This window comes from Myxococcus sp. AM009 (assembly GCF_013372605.1).
Taxonomy (GTDB): Bacteria; Myxococcota; Myxococcia; order Myxococcales; family Myxococcaceae; genus Myxococcus; species Myxococcus vastator.
Window position 1 is genome coordinate 1 of sequence record NZ_JABXEP010000153.1, and the last position, 19,174, is coordinate 19,174.

Here is a 19,174-nt window from a genome sequence, read left to right on the forward strand (position 1 = left end):
GGGGGCACTCAGTCCAAGCCGGGGTGGGTCGGCAAGCGGACCCTGACTAAATAATGACCCACTCATTGAAACTCCATGCACACGGTGTGACGAAGCCGAGGGCACGGCGGGTCGCCTGCGAAACACGACAGTCTAGGAATCACGAACACGGACGCGCCGAACCGCTGTCATTTTGCGTGAAGCGTGAAACAGGGGGATTCTGCTTTCACGGCCAGGCCGGGGGGAGCCGAACCAGGTGACGAGTGCTCCTTGCCGGAACGTGGCCGCGCCGCCTCGTCTTGGAGCCACGTCATCGCATGCGGATTGCTGTCATCGCCACGTACACGCACCCCACCCGGCTGCGCCTCAAAGAGCCCTCCATCATGCAGTCCTCCGTGCCGGAGCTCATCGCCGGCCTGTGCCCAGCGCACGCGGAGGTGGAGATCTTCAACGAGAAGGAGTGCGACCTCCCCCTGGACCGCCACTGGGACCTCGTCTTCTTCTCCTATCTGCACTCCTACTACGAGCACACCAAGGTGCTCTCCACCCTCTTCCGCCAGCGCGGCATGACGACGGTCGCCGGCGGCCGGCACGCCAGCTACTTCCCCGACGACGCCCAGCAGTACTTCGACGCCGTCATCACCGGCGAGCCCGAGGCCAACGTGCCCGCGCTCATCGAGGACTTCGAGAAGGGCCAGCTCCAGCCGCGCTACCAGCGCCCGCCGCTGGGCCCCGCCGCCATCCGCCCCTACCGCTACGAGCTCATCGACTTCACCCACAACAAGCTGCGCCTGCCCGGCATCGAGGCCTCGCGCGGCTGCCCCTTCTCCTGCAACTTCTGCGTCCTCACCGGCAACGAGCGCTACCGCTACCGCCCCGTCGCCCACGTCATCGACGAAATCCAGCGTCACATGCGCTGGAACCCCAACTTCATGGGGCTGATGGATGACGCCTTCATGTTCCTGGACAACAACCTCGGGGGCTCACCGAAGTACCTGCGCGAGCTGTGCGAGGCCCTGATTCCCCTCAAGAAGACCTGGGGCTGCGCGCTCACCTTCAACGTCCTCAAGGACGAGTCGCTGGTGAAGCTGATGGCCAAGGCGGGCTGCCGCTACGTCTACACCGGCCTGGAGTCCCTCAACCCCGACTCCATCAAGGCCATGAACAAGGGCCAGAACAAGCTGAGCGAAGTGGACGCCGTCATCCGCCGCGTCTTCTCCGCCGGCATCCTGCTGTCCTTCGGCCTCATCGTGGGCTCGGACGGAGACACCAACGACTACCTGGAGAAGCTCCCCGAGTACCTCGCCGACCTCCAGTACTTCTCCGTCACCTTCCTGGGCATCGTCTGCCCCTACCCGGAGACGCCCTTCTTCCGCGAGCTCCAGGCGGAGCACCGCCTGCTGCCGGGCACCTTGAGCCGCGACTATGACGGCTACACGCTCTGCCACCAGCCCAAGCACCTGCACACGTCGGAGGTGGTGGAGCACTTCCACCGGCTCTGCGCGCAGCTCGGCAGCCTGCCCAACATCGCCCGCCACTACTGGTCCAAGCTCTCCATGAGCGACATGCCCCGCTACAAGCAGACCATCCTCTTCTCCGGGCCCGAAATCGTGAGCATCCGAAACCCGCTGAAGAACACGGCGCGCCGCTACATCGCCGGGCAGGACGCCCTGGAGTACTGGGACACGCAACAGATGGCCCAGCTCGGCCTCCAGCCGCAGCGGCTCACGTGAGCGCCGCAGCGGACAGGTGCGGCGCGGCGTCCTGGGGACCGGACTCCAGCCGCTCCACCCGCCGCAGCTCCGCCCGCGCGTCAATGGCGGTGAAGATGTCACGCGCACGGGCCAGCAACGCCGTGCGCCGGTGCGGCAACGCCGCCGCCGCGTCCAGGTAGGCCACGCCCGTCTCCCAGCGGTTGGGCGTGGCCTCCAGCACCTCGAGCGCGCGGTCGAACAGCGGCTCCGCGGCCTTCGCCCCCCGCTTGAGCGCCTTCGCGCGCGCCATCACCCGCATGGCCGGGCCGCGCAGGTACGGATAGAGCGCCCCCAGGGCCCGCGCCTTGAGCGCGCAGCGGCGATAGAGGGCCCACAGCTGCTCGCGCGGCACGGAGACGGCGCCCTGCTCCAGCGCGAAGAGCGCGCCCTCCGCCGCGTCCACGAGGCCAATCTGGAGGAAGGGCACCAGCACGTGGTAGCGCCACAGCGCCTCGTCGGCGCGCACCGCCATCAGCGCCGCCTCCTCCACCTGGTGCTCGCGCACCGCCACGTTGACCAGGTGATTCAGGCTGGCGCACTGGTTGGCCAGGTCCTGCACGTCGATGCTGATGCGCAGGCCCTCCTCCAGCTCCGCGCACAGCTCGCCCACGTCCCCGTCACCCCGCAGGTAGCGGCACATGGGGACCCACGCGTGCGACCAGCCCTGGTGCATCAGCGCGTTGAGCTCCACGCCCACGCGGCCCATCTCCCGGTAGGCCCGCTCGGCGTCCTCGAAGCGCGAGGCCAGGAACTGGCTGGTGGCCAGCATCATCAACCCCGTCTGCACCTCCCACATGTCCCCCACCTGCCGCAGCAGCGCCACGGCCTGCTCGCCGTACTCCGTGGCGCGGGCCTGCGCGTTGGTGAAGATGGACTGCGTGGCCAACCGGCTCAGCGCCACGCCCTCCGCCGCCGTATCCCGTGAGCGCCGCGCATGCTCCAGCGCGCGCCGGCACCAGTACCCCGAGCGCCCCACCAGCCCCGAGCCGAACAGCAGTGAGCCGTAGTAGCTGGTCGCCAGGCTCAGGCCGTACTCACTGCGCGAGCGCTCCGCCATCGTCGTGGCCACCAGCGTGGCCCAGGTGAGCTTCCCGATGTCCGCGAAGTAGTAGATCTTGATGAGCGAGATGAGCGTGGACAGCTGCTTCAGGTACAGCGGCAGGCGCGCGCCCAGCGGCCGCACCAGCCAGGGGAACAGGCCGTAGAGCAGGTGCAGCCCCATGGCCAGCACCGCGCGCAGCACCAGCGCCGCCAGGCTCCGCGGCATCGTGCGCCCCATGAGCTCCAGCGCCGTCTCCAGCTCCTGGATGGCGCGCTTCGACTCGCCCTTCTCCTGGTGGGCCCGGCCCAGGCCCAGGTGAATCTCCGCGCGGCGCGGCACCTGCTCCTCGTCCGCCAGGCACTGCTCGAACATGAGGATGGCGCCCGCGTAGTTGCCCGCGCTGAGCAGCGTCTCCGCCAGCTCCTTCATCACGACGTGCGTCTTTTGCAGGACCTCCTCCGGGTCCAGCGCGACGGTGCCCCCCAGAATCTCCATGGCCCGGTTGTAGTGGTGGACGGCGTCGTCGTTGGCGTACTGCTCGCGCGCGCTGCGCGCCGCCATCAGCGTGTACTCCAGGCCCTTCACCTCGTCGTTTCCCGCCAGCGAGTGGTAGGCCAGGATGCCCGCGGACTTGACGGGGTTGTCCCCCGCGCGGGCCTCGATGAAGCGCGCCATGCGCCGGTGGAGGTCCTCGCGCGCGGACACCAGCAGCGTGGTGTACGCCACGTCGCGGATGACGATGTGCTTGAAGATGCAGGTGAACGGCTCCTCCAGCTCCAGGAGGATGAGCCCCAGCCGCGTCAGCGTGTCGATGGCCTCCCGAATCCGCTCCGGGGACACCGAGCCGGGCGCCAGCGCGGCCACCGCCTCCAGCGTGAAGATGCGGCCCACCACGGAGGCCACGCGCACCACCAGCTTCTCCGTCTCCGTGAGCAGGTCGATGCGCGTCAGCACCACGTCCTGGATGGAGTCCGGCAGCTCCAGCCCCTGCAGGCTGCGCTTGAGCTCCAGCCGGTCCGCGCCCGGCGCCACCGGCCCCAGGTAGCCCTTCTCCACCATGCCCTGGACGATGGACTCGGTGAAGAACGGGTTGCCCTGCACCTTGGCCAGCAGCAAATCCTCCAGCGCCGTGTCCGGCGTCTCCATGCGCAGGTGCAACCGCAGCAGCGCCCGCGTGTCCTCGTCATCCAGGCTGGACAGGTCCAACCACCGCAGCCCGGGCAGCCCCTTGAGGCTCTTGAGGTGCTCGCCCGGCCGCATCGTCACCAGCAGCGTCACCCGCAGCGGGGACAGCCGCGCGGCGACGTACTCGATGAGGTCCACGGAGATGTTGTCGGCCCAGTGCAGGTCCTCGAAGAAGAGCAGCACCGGCGTCTGGCGCGACAGCTTCTCCAGGAGCTGGAGGATGACCTGGAAGAGCTTCTGGTTCTTCCGCCGGGCATCCAGGTCGCGCGTGAGGGGTGACTCCTCCACGGGCAGCCCCAGGATGCCCGCGAGCACGGGGATCCACTCCGGCCCCGTGTCCTCAAGGCCCGCGAAGCCCTGGCGCAGCCGGGACAGCTGCGTCTCCACGTCGTCGCCTTCGTGCAGGCCGAAGAGCTGGACCAGCACCTCCTTCCACGGGAAGAAGGGCGTGAACATCTCGTACGAGTAGCAGATGCCGTAGAGGCTGTGGGCCCCCCGCGCCTCCGCCACCTCCACCACCTTCGCGCCCAGCCGCGACTTGCCGATGCCCGCCTCGCCCGACACCACGCAGATGCGGCCGTGGCCCCGCAGCGATTCGTCGACGGCCTGGCGCAGCGCCTCCACCTCCTGCTGCCGGCCGACGATGTCGCCCTTGCCCTTGAGGAACAGGCTGCGGCGCACCTCCGCAGACAGCCGGTAGACGGGCACCGCGCGCGACACGCCCTTGAGCCGCGCATCCTCCACGAAATCGGTGTCGAAGCCGCCCTGGTGCAGCTTGCGCTCCGTCTGCGCGTCGATGTGGATGCCGCTGCCCTGCCCGTGCGTCATCAGGCGGGCGGCCATGTTCACCACCTCGCCCAGCGCGGAGTAGCCCTTGCGCCAGGGCGAGCCCATGTCCCCGAAGTAGGCCGGGCCGGTGGCGATGCCAATCTGCAGCGACGCGACGAAGGGGAAGGACTCCCGCTCCCGCATCAGCTTGCACGCGAGCCGGCAGGCCAGCACCTCCTTGCTCTGCAAGGCCGTGGGCGCGCCGAAGATGACGTAGAGGACGTTCCCCTTGTCGGTGAAGTCCGTCATCAGCAACACGCCGCCGTGGTGCGCGCTCTCCCGCTGGACGTATTCGTAGAAGGCGTTCAGCTCGCGGGTGAAGTCCTCCGGCCGCGCGGACGCGCGCTGGCTGTCGAAGCGGAGGAAGAAGCAGGTGACGTCGCGGAAGTCGCCGCTGAACTCCTGGTGCGCCGTCGTGATTTTCGTGAAGAGCACCGGGTGCAGCAGCAGCGAGCACCGGGCCACCAGCTCCGGCCCCGAGGGCAACACGAAGGCGGGCGCTGGAGGCACACGCAACGGCGCGGTGGGCGCCAGGTGGTACGCGTCGCCGCGAGCCTCGCCTTGACGGGCCGGCTCCGGCAGCAGGGCCCACGCCTCCGGGCTGAGGAGCACCTCCCCCACCGTGGCCCGCTTCTCCGCCGCCACCGCCTGCGCCAGCGGCTGGCCGATGAGTGCGGGGTGCATCCACATCCCCGTGGCGCCCAGCACCACCCGGTGGGCCTCGCCGAACCCGATGCCGATGCGCGACGACACGCTGAAGCGCTGGCCCAGCAGCTCCAGTCGCGCGAAGTGGGACAGCCGCTGCTGGACGTCCAACGCACACCGGGCCGCGCGCTGCACCGCGCCGCTGGCGTCCATGCCCGGCTCCACCTCGAAGCAGGCCAGGATGGAGTCGCCGGCGAACTGGTAGATGTCGCCGCCGTGGTCCTTCACGACGTCGATCATCTCCGTGTAGTAGCTCGTCAGGAGCCGCTGGAGCGCATCGATGCCCCGGGGCCCCGCGCCGCTCAGGCTGACGACGATGGGCGTGAAGCCCGCGATGTCCAGCAGGAGGATGGCGCCGCGCACCGGCTCCACGAGCGGCAGCGCGTGCGCCTCCGTGTGCTCCAGACGCCGGAGCACGGCGCCGGGGATGTAGGGCGCCAACGTCGCGAGGATGGGGTCGATGTCCACCGGAGACATGGCCGTGCGCTCAGCTCAGGGCGTTGAAGCGGATCCACATGGCCAGCACGCCTACCACCGCATAGAAGCCAATCTCCACCGTCTCCGACACCGGCTGCGCCTTCTTCAGGGCGCCCCAGGTGTGGACAACCACCATTCCCGCACACACCCAGCCGATGAGGTCGAAGATGGCGGGGCCCGGCCGTGACACGAAGCGGGCCGCCGTGAGGATGATGGCCAGCGCCACCGCGCCCAGGCAGCGCCCGAAGTACACCGTGAGGTGATTGTTCCCCTCTGGCAGCCGCCACCCGAACCAGCGCGCCCACGTCAGGGGCATCAGCAGCAGGGGAAGCGCGATGACGACCAGGAAGAGCGTCCCGGCGATGACGAGGAACCAGCTGGCGAGCGGATGGTCGGGACTGATCATGATGGCGCACTCGAGACGACGCGGCCCGCCCTGCCTGGGTGGCCCCCGCCCGTTCCCCCGAGTGCATCATCCTAGACGTTTTCCAGCGGCTACGGCGCCGTCAGGCGGAGCGGATCACGCACCGCGGCCCGGAGGAACTCGGCCACCCGCTCCAGGGAGTCCGTCCGCTCCAGCTCCGTGGGGAAGCGCCGGAACGACTCCGGCGGCCCGTAGAGGATGACGGGCTTGCCATAGCGCAGGGCCAGGGCCGCCTCGGCCACCGTGCCCGCGCCCCCGGGCAGTGACACCAGGGCATGCGGCGTGAGCACGTTGATGTGATTGCGGCTGAGCGGCTCCGTCCCCTGCACGCCGCTGAGCGGCAGGTGCGTGTAGATGGGCAGCTCCACGTTGGGGTTGGGATAGCCCGGGCGGGGTCGGTACTCGCCGCCCTCCACCGTGCCGGGGACGATGCCAATGGAGATGCCGTGCCGGTACGCCACCTGGACGAACGCGTCCGCCGCCGTCCGCATCACCCCGCTGCCCGCGCCCGTGAGCAGGTCGAAGCCCGCCTCGGCGATCCACCGGACCAGCGGGACGACCCGCTCCGCGTGGTCCTCCTTGCCAGAACCGAAGACACCGATGATTCGCCGTGGCCTGCGCATGGGCTTCGCTCCTTCCCCCGGTATGACGGGCCCGCCCTCCAGCTTGTTCCAACCGCGCGCTGGGTTCCTCTCACGACGGTTCATTGCCCCACATTCCCCCCCGCCGGGCGTTCACCGATGGAAGCCTTCGCTCCTGGAGCGTGACGGATTGGACGCTTCGCCTGTCAGACCCCCGCTCTACCTTCATCCGCATGCGCCTGGAGGTCGTCCATGTTCGACAGTTGTGGAGGATGTGAGCGCCGCGGAAGCGCCGGTGAAGTGTTCGACTGGTGCGCCCACTGCGAGCTGTCCCTGTGCCCCCGCTGCATGGAGCGCGGCTGCTGCGACAGCGAGCCCGCCGAATCCGGCCGCTCGGCGCCCCGGTGCCTGCCGGAGCCCCCCGAGGACGACGAGGCCACGGCCCTCCCCGAGCACTTCGGCGGCCGGTGCTGCACCCGCGCCCGCGCCGTGGCCTGCTCCTGCGCCTTCCACTGGGTTTGCGCTCACCACGGCGATCAACACATCGGCACGCATGACTGACGTTCCCGTTGTCCGCTGGGAACGGATCTCCAGGCGCCGGGTTCGACGCACCCGGCCACGCCTGGAAAATGACGCTTCACCTGGTATTTTCCGGGCAGGCCCGATTGCTCAGTTCCTGAGAGGGTGTGAGGATGCGTGTGAGACAGATTTTTTGTCTCACCCCCACCTTGAGCCCCTCCGAGGAACCTCCCGTGAGTCCCCCCTTCGCGCGTCCCCGCGAGCTGGCTGTCACCGTGGAGACGTCGCCGCGCGCCGCGCCGCCGTCGCACGCCATCGAAGTCGACGTGGGGGTGGCCCTGCCTGTCGCGTTCGGCGGGCTGAGGAAGGTCCTTCGCGCGTGTGAAGCCGCCGCGCCCCAGGTCGTCCACGCCCTGTCCCGCGCCCATCCCTCCGAATGGAACCGGCTGTTTCCCGGCGCCATCGACGGCGTGCCGGACCTCGGAGATTTGGCGCTGACGCCCTCCGAGCGCCGCCTCCACCGCGAGTCGGAGCAGATGTTCTGGGTCCTCAACGTGGCCGCGAAGGCCATCATGGAGACGCTGCGCGTCAGCGGCCGGCCCCTGGTGCTCCATGGCGCGGGTGAGTGCGACCTGGTCAGCCTGCGCGCGGTGATGCGGGCCGCCGAGTGGAGCCGGCTGGAAGGGCTGGAGGGCACCCTGTTGTTCACCGGGTGGAACGTGCGCCGGCCCCATGGCGCGGAGTCCTTCGAGGCCCGGCGGCAGGCCTACCTGGATGCGCTGTGCGACCGGATGCGCGCGCCCCGCGCGCCGACGCCCGGTCCGGTGTCGTCGCGCGCGCTGGAGGCGCCGGTGGACCTGGAGGGCCGTTATCTCCAGGTCGCCGTGGACGCGGCCCAGGCGCCCGAGACTCGGGTGGCCGCCGCCATCCTCGCCATCCGGAGCTGCTTCTTCACCACCAACTACGAAGGCGCCATGCTGGCCGCCGAGCAGGGGCTGGCGGTGTTGGCGGCGAACGCGGACGCGGCGTTGGCGGCTCGCGTGGTCCAGGCCTGGGAGACGCTGGACACGGGCTTCGCCACGCCCGCAATCGAGATTGAGCGCGCCAGCCTGGGTGACGTCGACGAGCTCAAGGCCCTGTTCGCTCGCAGCATGGGCGTGGTCCACGTCTATACCGGCGCACACGACGCGGCCATGGAGGCGTTTGCCCGGGGGCTGGAATGCCGGATTCCTCCCGAGTTGGTGGCGCGGCTGCACATGTTCCGCGCGCTCACCCTGACGAAGCGCTTCGGACAGCTTCCCAACGCGCGGACGGAGGTGGCCGCGGGACTGGCCGCGCTGGAGCGCAGCGCGTCGCCGGACCGCGCGCTCCAGGAGGGCTGGCTGCGCAATGTCTGCGCGCTGACGTGGTTCCAGGAGCGCAAGCTGGACAAGGCGCTGGTGGAGGAGAAGCAGGCCATGCGCTGCGTGGGGGACCTGCACGACGCCAGCGCCACCCACCTGAAAATCAACCTCATCTCCAACGCCAGCTATCTGCAGGAGACGGCGCGCCAGTACGGCGACGCCATCTCCACGTGGCGCCGGTTCGAGAAGATCAGCGAGAGCTGGGGCGTGAACTTCGCCAAGCACCACCGCTACCGGTTGGCGGGGCTGGAGCTGGCCGCAGGCGAGCGTGACGCGGCGGTGGCCCACTTCACCGAGGCGTTCGCCAACGCCGATGCGCTGGGCGACTCGTTCCACCGGCAGGTGATTGCCGCGGAGCTGGGACGCCTGTTCCTGGACGAGCGGCAGCCGGCTGTCGCCGTGGACTGGTTCACCCGCGCGGAGGAGCACGCTCGCGCCATTGGAGACCCGCTGAAGACGGCGGAGAGCCTGGCCGGACAGGCCGTGGCGGCTGGACGCACGGACTGGCCGGAGGCGGTGCGGTGCGCCGAGGCGAGCACGACGTGGCCGAAGCAGACAGAGGCGCTGAAGGCCGCGCTCGCGCAGGGTGAGGCGAAGGCGGTGCATGAGGTGCTGCCTCGCGCCCGGACAAAGCTCAACCGCCCGTTCGACCCGGTGAACCTGTACTGACGTCCCGCTGAGACGCGGCGCGCCGGCGACGAAGCCTCCGGCGCCGCGCCTTACGTCAGCCCCCGCCGCGACCGGCAACGGGCCGAGCCCGCCTCAGCGTCCTTCCGTCGCCACGCCGCCCAGGTGACGCATCGGAGCGAAGGGCTCGGCCTCCGCGCTGTGCCCCCGCGCCACGAGCTCCGCGAGCAAGGCACCGGTATACGCACCCGTCAGGATGCCCTGCCCCCCCAGCCCCGTGGCGACGAACGTGCGCTGCGTTCCCGGGTATGAGCCGATGTAGGGCCTTCCATCCGGCGTCGCGGCACGCAGCCCCGCCCATGCGCGGACGAACCGGGCGTCACGCAGACGCGGCGCCAGCTTCGCGACGGTGGCGCTGAGGTGCAGCAGGCCCGCGGGCGTCACCTGCTCCACGAAGCCCGCGTCCTCCTCCGTCGCGCCCACGACGATTTCACCCGAGCGCCACGGCGCCAGGTACGAGGGCCCCGAGACGACGCGCGTCAGGTGCAAGCCCGGCTGGTGCACCACCAGCATCTGCCCACGCAAGGGCTTCAACGGCAACGAAGGCAACCCCGCCACGCCCGCCGACCAGGGCCCCGCGCACACGAGCAACCGGTCCGCCCGGAGCGTCTCCCCTTCCGTCTGGAGTTCGACTCCCGTGGACGATTCGGAGACGGAGCGCGCGGCCACGCCCAGCCGCAGCCGCACGCCCACGTGGGCAGCGGCCTTCAGGAGCGCGTCGACGTAGCCGTCCGTGTCCACCAGGTGGCCCTGGTCCGTCTCGAAGGCGCCGAAGAGCGGCGTGCCCTCCAGCGCCGGCTCCAGCGACACCAGGCTCGCGGCGTCCCGCCAGGTGCCCAGCCCCTCCGCGTCCGCCACCGCCTTCGCCGCCAGCGCATCGCGCGCCTTCGCGTCCGTTACGACGCGGAGGATGCCGTTGCCTCGGCGGAGCTGATCGCCGCCCGGGAGCGAGGCCAGGTCCTCCGCCAGCGCGCCGCGGCCCGCCCGGGCGAACGCCAGCATCACCGGGTCATCGAACAGCCGCACGGACGGGATGGCGACTCCCGCGGCGGCGCGCGAGCCCCGGCCGCCTGGGTCCACGGCGTCCAGCACCGTGACGCTCGCGCCCAAAGCAGAGAGCCGGCGCGCGGCCGAAAGGCCCACGACACCGGCTCCGAGAATCAAGATGTCGGCGCCAGGCCTCATTTCACCTGAGCCGCTTGGCGATGACGTGAAAGCCACCTTCCACGTAGACGAAGCCGTGCCGCTCGGCGCGCTTCACCACGGCGTCCAGCTGGGTGTAGCCCACCAGCAATTGAAACCCGAGCCTCGTGGACTCCTCACAGATGGCAGCCACCACGAGGTCGACGGCCGCGCTCCGCTCTTCCTTGGACAACCCCGGTGCGGCCACCAGGGTCTCAATCATGGCCAGCGAGCTGTCGGTCCGGTAGAGGAACCCCGCCGCCTTGCCAGGAATGATGAAGCCCGTCTGCGGAAGCGTCTCTGGCGTGACGGCATCGTTCCAGAACCGCAGCCACTCCTGCAATTGAGCGAAGTGCAGCTCTGGAACGTAGGGGATGGGCGTCATCCGGCGACGATATTACGAAACCAGGAACTGCGACATGCGCTGCGCGGACAGCTCGGCCGCGTTGTTCATGCCCAGCTGGCTCAGGCCCGTCTTCGCCGTGTTCTTCATCAGGTCGCCCAGCACATCGGTGACCTTGCTCTTGCCGGTGGCCAGGTTGAGCGCGCCGCTCAGCAGGCTGTTGCCGCCCGTACCGTCCATCAGGAACTGGCTGGCGAACTTGCCCACCGTGTTCTTCAGGGCGCCGCCACCCGGAATCAGGTCCGTCGCCGCGCCCATGAGCGCCTGCAGCGGGTTCTTGCCCTGCATCAGGCCGCTGGCGAAGCCCATCGCCGCGCCCAGCAGCGGGTTGACCGCGGACACGAACGGCTTGACGACGTCCAGCACCTTGCTAACGATCTTCTTGAGGCCACCCATGGTAATTCCCCTTTGAAAGATGGCTGCGGTGCAGCCATCAAGTGCGTCCGATGTAAAAATTGTCGGGGGATGGGCGTATTTGTTTCCCTGTTACCCGAAAAAACCGGACGCCATTTCGGGACCCCATTGAATTCAAGGACTTGGCTCAGGGGCAAGGCACCGGAGATTCCAGGAAATGATCCCCGGGCCTGTTCCTCCGCCGATCAATTCTTGTCGGTGCCAGGCTTCTTGCCTTCCGTGGCGTGCAGCTCGCTGGCGGACGTCCCCTTGCGGCTCTCGGGGGCACCCTGCTGCGCCGCGTCGGACGCGAGCGCCGCCTTGTAGCGCGCGTCCGCGTCCTGGTCGCTGAAGCCGTCCCGCTGATGCGCCCGGCTGATGACGACGCGGCCGTCGACGATGGCCTGCAGGTGCCCCTGAAGCTCCTCGATGGTGGGCACGTTGGGGTCCTTGGCCTTCAGCTCCTCGTCGGGGACGATCTGGAGCTGGGGCGGCTTCTCCGGGTTGAGGGCGTAGTCGATGATTTTCTCGACGTACTCCTCGACGGGGAGCTTGAGCAGACGGGCCTGCTCCTTCACGTCCGCGTCGGCCAGCAGCTCCGCGCGAACCTCCTCCACCGGCCGCTTCAGCTTCTTGACGGGGGGAGCGACGACGTTTTCACCGGACATTGACTGTCTCCTCAGAAAAGGACCCGAAATCCTGGCAAGGCGGGAAGCACCGCCAGGCCGGGGAAGGGACCATTCTGGTAACCGAAGCGCCCCGGATGTCAAAGGGCGTCAAGCCGGTACTTCGCTCCAGCGGGTGAACTGCATCCGCAGCTCGCAGGTGTAGCGGCCCCGCTCGTCCCGCAGCCAGAGCTGCTCCGGCGCCGGGTACATCTCCTCCACGGAAAGGCGCTCCGCGTCCCGGGCCAGGTGTGACAGCAGGTCCATGGCGAAGGGGCTCGCGGTGTCGATGAGGTACGGCTTGCGCTCCTTCGAGCTGCGCATGAACACGAAGCGAGGCCACCCACCCGCGCGCCGCTCCCGCTGCACGGCGAGGAAGAGCTCGAAGCCCGTGGGCTTCCCCAGCCGCTCCGCCGCCAGGTTCCAGCGCTCGCGTTGGTAAACCGCGCCGCCCACGCTGAGCCGCGGCAGGTGACCGCCCTGCGTCCGCAGCGGCGCGTGCAGCACCTGGGGATGCGCCAGCGCCGCGAACGGCGGATAGGAAGAGAAGTCATCGAGCGGCAGGTACAAGCTCAGGCGCTCCCCCTTCCCGTCCACCAACACCGGGCCGTCGGGCGCCGGCCGGACTTTCACGTCCCCCGGCGTCAGGGCGCCCTCGTCCACGTCCAGCACGTCCGACACCGAGTACACCAACCGCCGCCCCGGATAGACGTAGAAGCCCTTGTTGCGCCTGCGGATGGCCAGCCCCACGAGCCCCCGCGCCGCGGCGTCCTGCTCCAGCCAGCGCGAGGCCACCGAGGCATAACGCTCCCGCTCGGGTTGGAACGCGCTCAGCCAACTCCACAGCAGCAGGTGGTGGTGGACACGCGCCAGCATCACCTCGAAGCCACTTCCGTCTGGCTTCGCGGCGAGGCACACGTCCGGCAAGGCGTAGCGCCCGCCCGGCGTGGACGTGCCCAGGAAGTCCACGGGCAGCGCGCGCGCGCGGCCATCCTCCGGCTCCAGCATCACCGGCGGCACGGGTGAGAAGCGGCTGCCCGTCACGCCGTCGGGACGCAGCCTCACGGCGTAGTCCAGCAGGTCCATGGGGCCCGCGTCCGGGCCCAGCGCGTCGCGGACCTGCTCCCGGAAGCCCTGCTGCACCTTCTCGCCATAGGCGGCCGACAGCTCCAGCGCGCCCGTCAGCGCGGCCTCCAGCTCCGCGGTGAAGCGCGCACCGAAGCGCAGCCGGAACGGCGAGCTCGCCTCCTCGTAGAGGATGAGGCGGTCCGCGTATACTTGTCCGTCACCTCGGCGCGCGGGCTTGCCCGTGACCTCCGTGAAGGCGGCCTCCAGGCGCGGCAGCAGCTCGCGCCGCTGGGTCAGGTCCCCGGCTTCGAAGTCCGCCTTGAGACGCGCCAGTGACTCCAACCGCTCCAGCCAGCGGGTGCGTGCCTCCAGGTCGGGGAGCGCCGCGACCGCGTCCCGCACGCTCTCGAAGGTGCCGAAGTCGTTGGGCCGGAACGGCAGGCCCCAGAGCAGCAACGCGGTCTTCACCAGCGGCAGCGCCTGGCGCTCGACGTCCACCACCGGGAGGCCGAGCACCCCGGCCGCCTGCGCGGGTGTGGGGTGCTCGCGCAGCACCGACAGCAGGCGCTCCGCCTCGGGTGACAAGGTGACGTCCAGCTTCAGCGGCTCGCAGAGGGCGCGGCCCGGGGTCACCGTGAAGAGCGGATTGAGGCGCAGCGGCAGGTGCGGGCGCAGCGTGCGCTCCCGCCCCACCGCGCGAGCCAGCTCTGTCACCGCCCAGAAGGAGAAGAACGTGCGGCGGCGCGTGCTTCCGCTGGGCACCGTGCGCACGTCATAGCCGTCATCGTGGGTGCGCTCGCCGTAGGAGATGGGGCCGAAGAAGCTGGTCGTCTCGTTCTTCGCGCAGAAGCGCTGGAGGTACGTGTAGACCTGCCGCTCCACCCGGCGCGCATCGGACGTGTCCGGCCGCTCCCCGCCGCGCAGGTAGCGCACCCAGACGTTGTCGAACATCGCCGGGCTGGAGAGGAACACTGCCTCCTGGATGGCGGGGTCCGCCGCTCGCTCGCGCAGGCGCTGTCGCAGCGTCTTGCGTTCCGCCGCATAGAGCGCCTGGACGGACTCGCGACGCGCCTGGTAGCGCGCCCATGCATCCTGACACGGCGGGCCCAGCCGTGCGTCGATTCGGGGCTCACGGCCCTGGGCCAACGCATCGAGGAGCGCCTGCGCGCCGGACGCGCCCTTCTCCGCGCGCACGGCGTCCACGAGCGCATCCTCGGCCTCGAGCAACCGGGCGACGTCGTCCAGCACCGCCTGAGGCATCCCCAGCGACTCCAGCCAGTCGAAGGGAAAGCCCGCGTGCCGCAGCACGAATACCTCGCCCAACGTCCAGGGCTCGCTCATCCGTTCACCCTCGTCAGCACCGACCTGGCCACCAGTGTGTCCACCAGCTTCTCCCGCTGCGCCTGGGGAACGGCCCCCAGCACGCTGGCCACTTCCATGGGCCGGACGAGCCCGGCGAGCTTCGGCGCCAGCCGCGCGTCCATCGCGAGCACCGAGCCCGTGCGGAGGTTCGCCGCGAACCACGACGGCTTCGGCGCACCATCCAGTCCCGCCGGGAGCTGCACCCACGCACAGTCCGCGTCGAGTCGAATGGCCGCCGCGCTCGCGTCCGTTGCACGGGGCCGGGGCACCTCGGGAAGACACGCGGCGGCGACCCGGCCCGGATTCAGCGGTCCTCGCGCGAGCAGCCGCGTCGCGAGCCCCTCGAGCACCTGCGGAACGCGGGCACTGGGAATGGAGCGGGCGTGCTCGAAGGGCCGGCTCCTCGCGAGGTCCCGGTCATCGGGTGGCGCGCCGACCTTCACGTCCGGCCACAGCAGCGGGCGGCCACTCTCAGGCGGCGTCCGCGGCCAGTGGAAGGGACGCACTCCCGCGAGCTTGTCGAACACCGGCTCCGCGTCCAGCACGGCGAGCGTCGCGTCGAGGTCCGCCTCGTCGACCCCGGGCGCGCCGACCCACCACTCCGCCACGAGGTGAACCCCCGCGTCCCGAAGCCGGCGAGCGCCCCGCGCCAGCGCCGCTCGGGAGACGCGAGCCCCCAACGGGTCGACCCAGGCGTCGTTGTCCGCGGCGCAGAACCCCACGGCGGCCACCTTGCAGCCGCTCGCCACCAACACGTCCGGATGCAGGAGCGAGTCGAGTGACATATGCCCCGCCCACCCCACCTCGCCTCCCGTGAGGGCTCGCAACGTGTCCAGCGTGGTGGCCCTCACCTCCAGCGCCTCGGAGAGCCAGACGCGTGACGTGGGGGACGTCTCGTCCAGACTGGGCGACACGCGCCAGCGCAGGGGGACCGCGTCCACGAAGGTGGCGCGCTGGAACACGGACAGTCGCGCCAGGACGGCCCGGTGCGCCCGGGCGAACGGCCCCGCGACTTCGAGCGGCACGTCCTCCGGACAGGCTCGCGCCAGCCAGGCCGCGGCAGGCAGTTGCAGGTCGCGTTCGAGCCAGAGCCGCACCCGCTCGGCGCCGGCGAAGCGCTCGGCGGCGCGGGACAGGTCATCCAGGTAGGACGCGGGTTGGTCCAGGGAGCGCAAGACGTCCGCGCTCCGCTCGGTGGTGCCGCCCGCCAGCTCCACATCATCCAGCCGGAGGTGTACCCCGTCGGGCGGCCCGGAAATGGCGGAGAGCACCGCCCCCAGCGCACGCAGGTGGGTGCTCACACTTGCGTCCTCCCGTGCATGCAGCGACTGGGCGGCGCGCACCAGCAGCAGCTCACGCATCGTCTGCGCGGTAGCGGGGGCGCGCTCGCGTGCGACGGCGGCGGCCTCCACCGCATCGCGGGCGAAGACGCGCCGGCAGAACTCGCGCGCCACGTCGACGCACCGCCACCCTTCCGGCGCCTCCGGAACGAGCGTCACGTCGCGGTGGGGTGGCAGGACGAGCAGCTTCATTCCCGCGCACCGGCAGCGGACTGTGCGCCCCACATCAGCGTGCAACGCAGCTCCACGGTGTGGCGCCCGCCCGCGGGGCTCCGCAGCCAGAGCTGGTCCGGCGAGGGCAGCATCTCCGACAGGAGGACCTCCTCCTTCTGCTCCAGCAGGTTGAGGAAGACGCGCAGCAGCGGCGGGCTGCGCACGTCCACCAGCACCGGCTTTCGCTCGTCCTTGAACTTCGCGAAGACGCAGTCCGGCATCCCGCGCTCGCGCCACACGCTCACCGCCGCGCGCAGCTTCGCCGAGTCATCGCGGCCCGCGAGCAGCGCCTCCCGCTCCGCCTGAGACAGCCGCCACTGCTCGCGCTGCACCACCACGCCGCCCAGGGTCAGCCGGGGCGTATGCTCGCCCAGCGACACGCGCAGCGGGCGGATGCGCGGCAGGGAGAAGGCGGTGTGCACCAGGCTGTCCAGCTCGCCGTTGTAGAGACACACCTCGGAGCCCAGCCGCTTCGACACCAGCCGCGCCCGCGCGCCATCACTCTCCACGAACAGGTCATCCAGCGGCAGCCGCCACGCGGAGGCCCGTGCGCTGACACCGCCCAGCTCCACCACGGGCCCCGGGAACTCCGACGGCAGCAGGCCCGTGCGCCGCGACGCCAGCACCGTCACCAGGGGCACCGGCCGGCTCAAGGCCCCGAGCGCCCGCACCATGGCGCTCTCCACCCGGCCGCGCGCCTCGTGGAACTGGAGCGCCCAGCCCCACACCAGCGCCGTGTCATGCACGTCGCCCATCACCAGCTCGTACTCGCCGCGGCTCCACGCCTCCACGTCCCGGGCCCCCACGAGCAGGTCCACGGACGTGACGAGCGGCAGCGCCTTCGCGTCGCCGTCCAGCGGCGGCGGCGTCACCGAGCCCAGGTCCGCGCAGCGCGCGGACGCGTCTCCCACGGCGCCAGCCAGCAGCTCCGCCACCGAGCCATCCAACGGCACCGGCCGGTCCGAGTACGCGGCGGCCACCTTCCAGAACGGCACCGTGCGCGCGCCCACCAGCCCCGCCACGGTGGCTCGAGCGGCCTCCCGGGTCCGCCGCGCCGCCGCGCCCATCCACGCCAGCGCGGGCTCCAGGCGCGTCACCAGCTCACGCGCCCGCTCACCTCCGGCCTCCAGCCGCAAATCACCGCCGCACTCCTCCCGGAGCGCCAGCCGGTCCTGGTAGAAGTTGTGCGACTCGGACGCGGGGCCTCGCTCGGACGGCGGCGCCACGCCCCACTGCTCATTCGCGCGCTTCGCGAAGGCCGCCTGGAGCGCCATCTTCCCCGCGGCATCCGCGGCGCCGTACCCGGCCATCAGCGCCAGCAGCGCGCTCAAGCCCTCCACGTGCCTCCGAGCCGCGGGACACGGCAGGCCCGCCACGCGCTCGGCCAGGTCATCCACCGGGTGGTGCGTGGCCGCGGGCACCTCGAGCTGATGCGTCAGCAGGCCCTTCTCGCAGCCCATCCGCGCCGCCTCGCGCGCCAGGCCCGGGGCCACGCCCAGCGACGAGGCGAGCCCCGCGAGCGTGCGCGTTCCATCCACCGCCTCCACCAGCCGGGGCAGCAGCGCCTCCGCGCTCTCCGGCGCGGGCAGCGTCTTGCGCGAAGGCACCTCCGCGAAGGCCTTGCGGCGCGGCACCAGCCACGCGGCGACCTCGGGGTCGAAGGCGATGGCGCGAACCAGCCCCTGCACCAGCCACGACGCCGCGAAGGTGTTCCGCCCCGTCAGCACCTCCGGCCCGGACCAGCGCAGCGTCACGCCCGTCGGCGCGGCCGCGTCCGCGTATCCGTAGTTGATGGGGCCGAAGAAGCCCATCGTCTCGTTCTTCGCGCACATGCGCTGCAGGTAGCTGGCCACCTGTCGCCGCAACCGCGCGCCGTCTCGCCCGTCCAGCAGGTCTCTCGCCACGGGCGGGCTGGAGCTGGCCACCGCCTCCAGGAAGCGCGGCGCCTGTCGCAGGGCCCTCAGCGCGTCCTCCACCGCCAGGGACTCCTGCTTCATCGCCGCATGGAAGGCGGCCTCCGCGTCCTGCGCGGCCCGGGCACGGTCGTTCCACTCAGTGAACAGCTCGGGTGACGCCATCCCCTCGGTGTCCACCGGGCGCCCGGCTTTCAGGGCCGACAGCACCGTGCGCGAGGGCCGCTTCACCCGAGGGCCCTGGGCCTTCAGCGCCTCCAGCGCCCGCCGCGCCGAGGCCAGCTGGCGCGCGGCCCGGGCAGCCTCCGGACACCCCAGCCGCTCCAGCCAATCGAAGGGGAAACCCGTGGTGCGAACCACGAGGTGAGGGAAGAGGGTCCAGCCCTTCATGCGTTTCGCACCCTTCGTCCGGGACGCGGCGCGGCGCCCAGCAGCGCGCCGCTCAGTTTCGCGGTTGCGACTTCACTTCGATTTGCTGTCCGGGCACGGCCATCACCCACAGCTTGCTGACGCCGCTGGGGCAGCGCACCAGGACCTCCAGCTCGCGGCCCGCTTCGATTCGCGCCTTCAGCAGGGGCGTTCCACCCGGCAGCATCGCGCCACCGACGTGGACTTCACAGCCAGGGGCCGCGCCCGTCACGCTCAGCAGCCCCGTCGTGCCTGGCTCCGGCAAGGCGTCCGCCAACGTGCGCACGTCGATGCCCTCGCGCTGCTGCGTGGTGCCGAACCGCCGCAGCTTCCCCTCCACCGCCGTGGAGATGAGCAGCGGGCCACCCGACGGGTCATGCACCTCCGTCCCCGGCTCGTGGCGCAGGCCGCCGACGTAGACGTGCTCCCCGGGCCCCACGTTGACGAAGTTCGAGTCACCATCGCGCGCCATCACCACCGCCACCACGGCCAGCACCAAGGCGCCGCCACCGGCGATGCCCAGCCACTTCCACGGCAGCCGCTTCTCCGCCGGTTCCTCCGCGGGCGCGGCGGCGCGGCTCGCGGGCGCCACGGGGCGTGGAGGAGGCGGCTGCCGTGGAAGTGGCTGGGCATCGCCGGTGGC

General features: G+C 70.8%; 13 protein-coding genes and 1 pseudogene. 3 read left to right on the forward strand and 11 right to left on the reverse strand.

Features of this window, described 5'->3' with window-relative positions; genetic code table 11:
• The first annotated feature begins 296 nt into the window (after window positions 1-296).
• On the forward strand, window positions 297-1,712 hold the full coding sequence (locus tag HV824_RS28780) for a radical SAM protein (RefSeq protein ID WP_176416692.1): 1,416 nt from the start codon (window positions 297-299) through the stop codon (window positions 1,710-1,712).
• Here the strand turns inward: HV824_RS28780 and HV824_RS28785 are convergent.
• The 3 genes from HV824_RS28785 to HV824_RS28795 form a co-directional block, all read right to left on the reverse strand.
• Window positions 1,705-5,970 (reverse strand): AAA family ATPase, encoded by a 4,266-nt coding sequence (locus HV824_RS28785; protein WP_176424705.1) that lies wholly within the window; start codon window positions 5,968-5,970, stop codon window positions 1,705-1,707. The genes HV824_RS28780 and HV824_RS28785 overlap by 8 nt on opposite strands.
• A 10-nt stretch (window positions 5,971-5,980) precedes the next feature.
• On the reverse strand, window positions 5,981-6,376 hold the full coding sequence (locus HV824_RS28790) for a hypothetical protein (protein ID WP_176416690.1): 396 nt from the start codon (window positions 6,374-6,376) through the stop codon (window positions 5,981-5,983).
• A gap of 89 nt (window positions 6,377-6,465) precedes the next feature.
• Window positions 6,466-7,017 carry a molybdenum cofactor carrier protein gene (locus tag HV824_RS28795; protein ID WP_176416689.1) on the reverse strand — a complete coding sequence of 184 codons (552 nt, stop codon included), beginning with the start codon at window positions 7,015-7,017 and terminating at the stop codon, window positions 6,466-6,468.
• Window positions 7,018-7,227: 210 nt separating this feature from the next.
• Between HV824_RS28795 and HV824_RS28800 the strand changes: the two genes are divergently transcribed.
• Window positions 7,228-7,536 (forward strand): hypothetical protein, encoded by a 309-nt coding sequence (locus HV824_RS28800; RefSeq protein ID WP_163787602.1) that lies wholly within the window; start codon window positions 7,228-7,230, stop codon window positions 7,534-7,536.
• Window positions 7,537-7,727: 191 nt separating this feature from the next.
• Window positions 7,728-9,566 carry a tetratricopeptide repeat protein gene (locus HV824_RS28805; RefSeq protein ID WP_368738120.1) on the forward strand — a complete coding sequence of 613 codons (1,839 nt, stop codon included), beginning with the start codon at window positions 7,728-7,730 and terminating at the stop codon, window positions 9,564-9,566.
• A gap of 93 nt (window positions 9,567-9,659) precedes the next feature.
• Here the strand turns inward: HV824_RS28805 and HV824_RS28810 are convergent, their stop codons facing one another.
• From HV824_RS28810 to HV824_RS28845, 8 genes and pseudogenes are all read right to left on the reverse strand, one after another.
• Window positions 9,660-10,769, reverse strand: coding sequence for an FAD-binding oxidoreductase (locus HV824_RS28810; protein WP_176416687.1), 1,110 nt, complete (start codon window positions 10,767-10,769; stop codon window positions 9,660-9,662).
• 1 nt (window position 10,770) lies between these two features.
• Complete coding sequence (locus HV824_RS28815; protein WP_176416686.1) at window positions 10,771-11,151, reverse strand: hypothetical protein; 381 nt, start codon at window positions 11,149-11,151, stop codon at window positions 10,771-10,773.
• Window positions 11,152-11,163: 12 nt separating this feature from the next.
• Entirely contained in the window at window positions 11,164-11,565 is a 402-nt protein-coding gene (locus tag HV824_RS28820; RefSeq protein ID WP_163784532.1) for a hypothetical protein, read from the reverse strand.
• A gap of 203 nt (window positions 11,566-11,768) precedes the next feature.
• Window positions 11,769-12,230 (reverse strand): hypothetical protein, encoded by a 462-nt coding sequence (locus tag HV824_RS28825; protein WP_176416685.1) that lies wholly within the window; start codon window positions 12,228-12,230, stop codon window positions 11,769-11,771.
• A gap of 108 nt (window positions 12,231-12,338) precedes the next feature.
• Window positions 12,339-14,636, reverse strand: a complete 2,298-nt coding sequence (locus tag HV824_RS28830) for a lantibiotic dehydratase (RefSeq protein WP_176416684.1) — start codon at window positions 14,634-14,636, stop codon at window positions 12,339-12,341.
• Entirely contained in the window at window positions 14,633-16,189 is a 1,557-nt protein-coding gene (locus HV824_RS28835) for a hypothetical protein (RefSeq protein WP_176416683.1), read from the reverse strand. The genes HV824_RS28830 and HV824_RS28835 overlap by 4 nt, the downstream gene beginning before the upstream one ends.
• Window positions 16,186-18,513 (reverse strand): lantibiotic dehydratase, encoded by a 2,328-nt coding sequence (locus HV824_RS28840; protein ID WP_176416682.1) that lies wholly within the window; start codon window positions 18,511-18,513, stop codon window positions 16,186-16,188. The genes HV824_RS28835 and HV824_RS28840 overlap by 4 nt, the downstream gene beginning before the upstream one ends.
• A 52-nt stretch (window positions 18,514-18,565) precedes the next feature.
• A pseudogene (locus HV824_RS28845) lies at window positions 18,566-19,174 on the reverse strand (serine/threonine protein kinase); the annotation flags it as partial.

Coding starts and splice junctions, on each gene's coding strand:
- HV824_RS28790 (WP_176416690.1), bottom strand. CDS start 6,376: ATGATCAGTCCCGACCATCCGCTCGCCAGCTGGTTCCTCGTCATCGCC.
- HV824_RS28795 (WP_176416689.1), bottom strand. CDS start 7,017: ATGCGCAGGCCACGGCGAATCATCGGTGTCTTCGGTTCTGGCAAGGAG.
- HV824_RS28835 (WP_176416683.1), bottom strand. CDS start 16,189: ATGAAGCTGCTCGTCCTGCCACCCCACCGCGACGTGACGCTCGTTCCG.
- HV824_RS28840 (WP_176416682.1), bottom strand. CDS start 18,513: ATGAAGGGCTGGACCCTCTTCCCTCACCTCGTGGTTCGCACCACGGGT.
- HV824_RS28800 (WP_163787602.1), top strand. CDS start 7,228: ATGTTCGACAGTTGTGGAGGATGTGAGCGCCGCGGAAGCGCCGGTGAA.
- HV824_RS28825 (WP_176416685.1), bottom strand. CDS start 12,230: ATGTCCGGTGAAAACGTCGTCGCTCCCCCCGTCAAGAAGCTGAAGCGG.
- HV824_RS28830 (WP_176416684.1), bottom strand. CDS start 14,636: ATGAGCGAGCCCTGGACGTTGGGCGAGGTATTCGTGCTGCGGCACGCG.
- HV824_RS28780 (WP_176416692.1), top strand. CDS start 297: ATGCGGATTGCTGTCATCGCCACGTACACGCACCCCACCCGGCTGCGC.
- HV824_RS28820 (WP_163784532.1), bottom strand. CDS start 11,565: ATGGGTGGCCTCAAGAAGATCGTTAGCAAGGTGCTGGACGTCGTCAAG.
- HV824_RS28810 (WP_176416687.1), bottom strand. CDS start 10,769: ATGAGGCCTGGCGCCGACATCTTGATTCTCGGAGCCGGTGTCGTGGGC.
- HV824_RS28815 (WP_176416686.1), bottom strand. CDS start 11,151: ATGACGCCCATCCCCTACGTTCCAGAGCTGCACTTCGCTCAATTGCAG.
- HV824_RS28785 (WP_176424705.1), bottom strand. CDS start 5,970: ATGTCTCCGGTGGACATCGACCCCATCCTCGCGACGTTGGCGCCCTAC.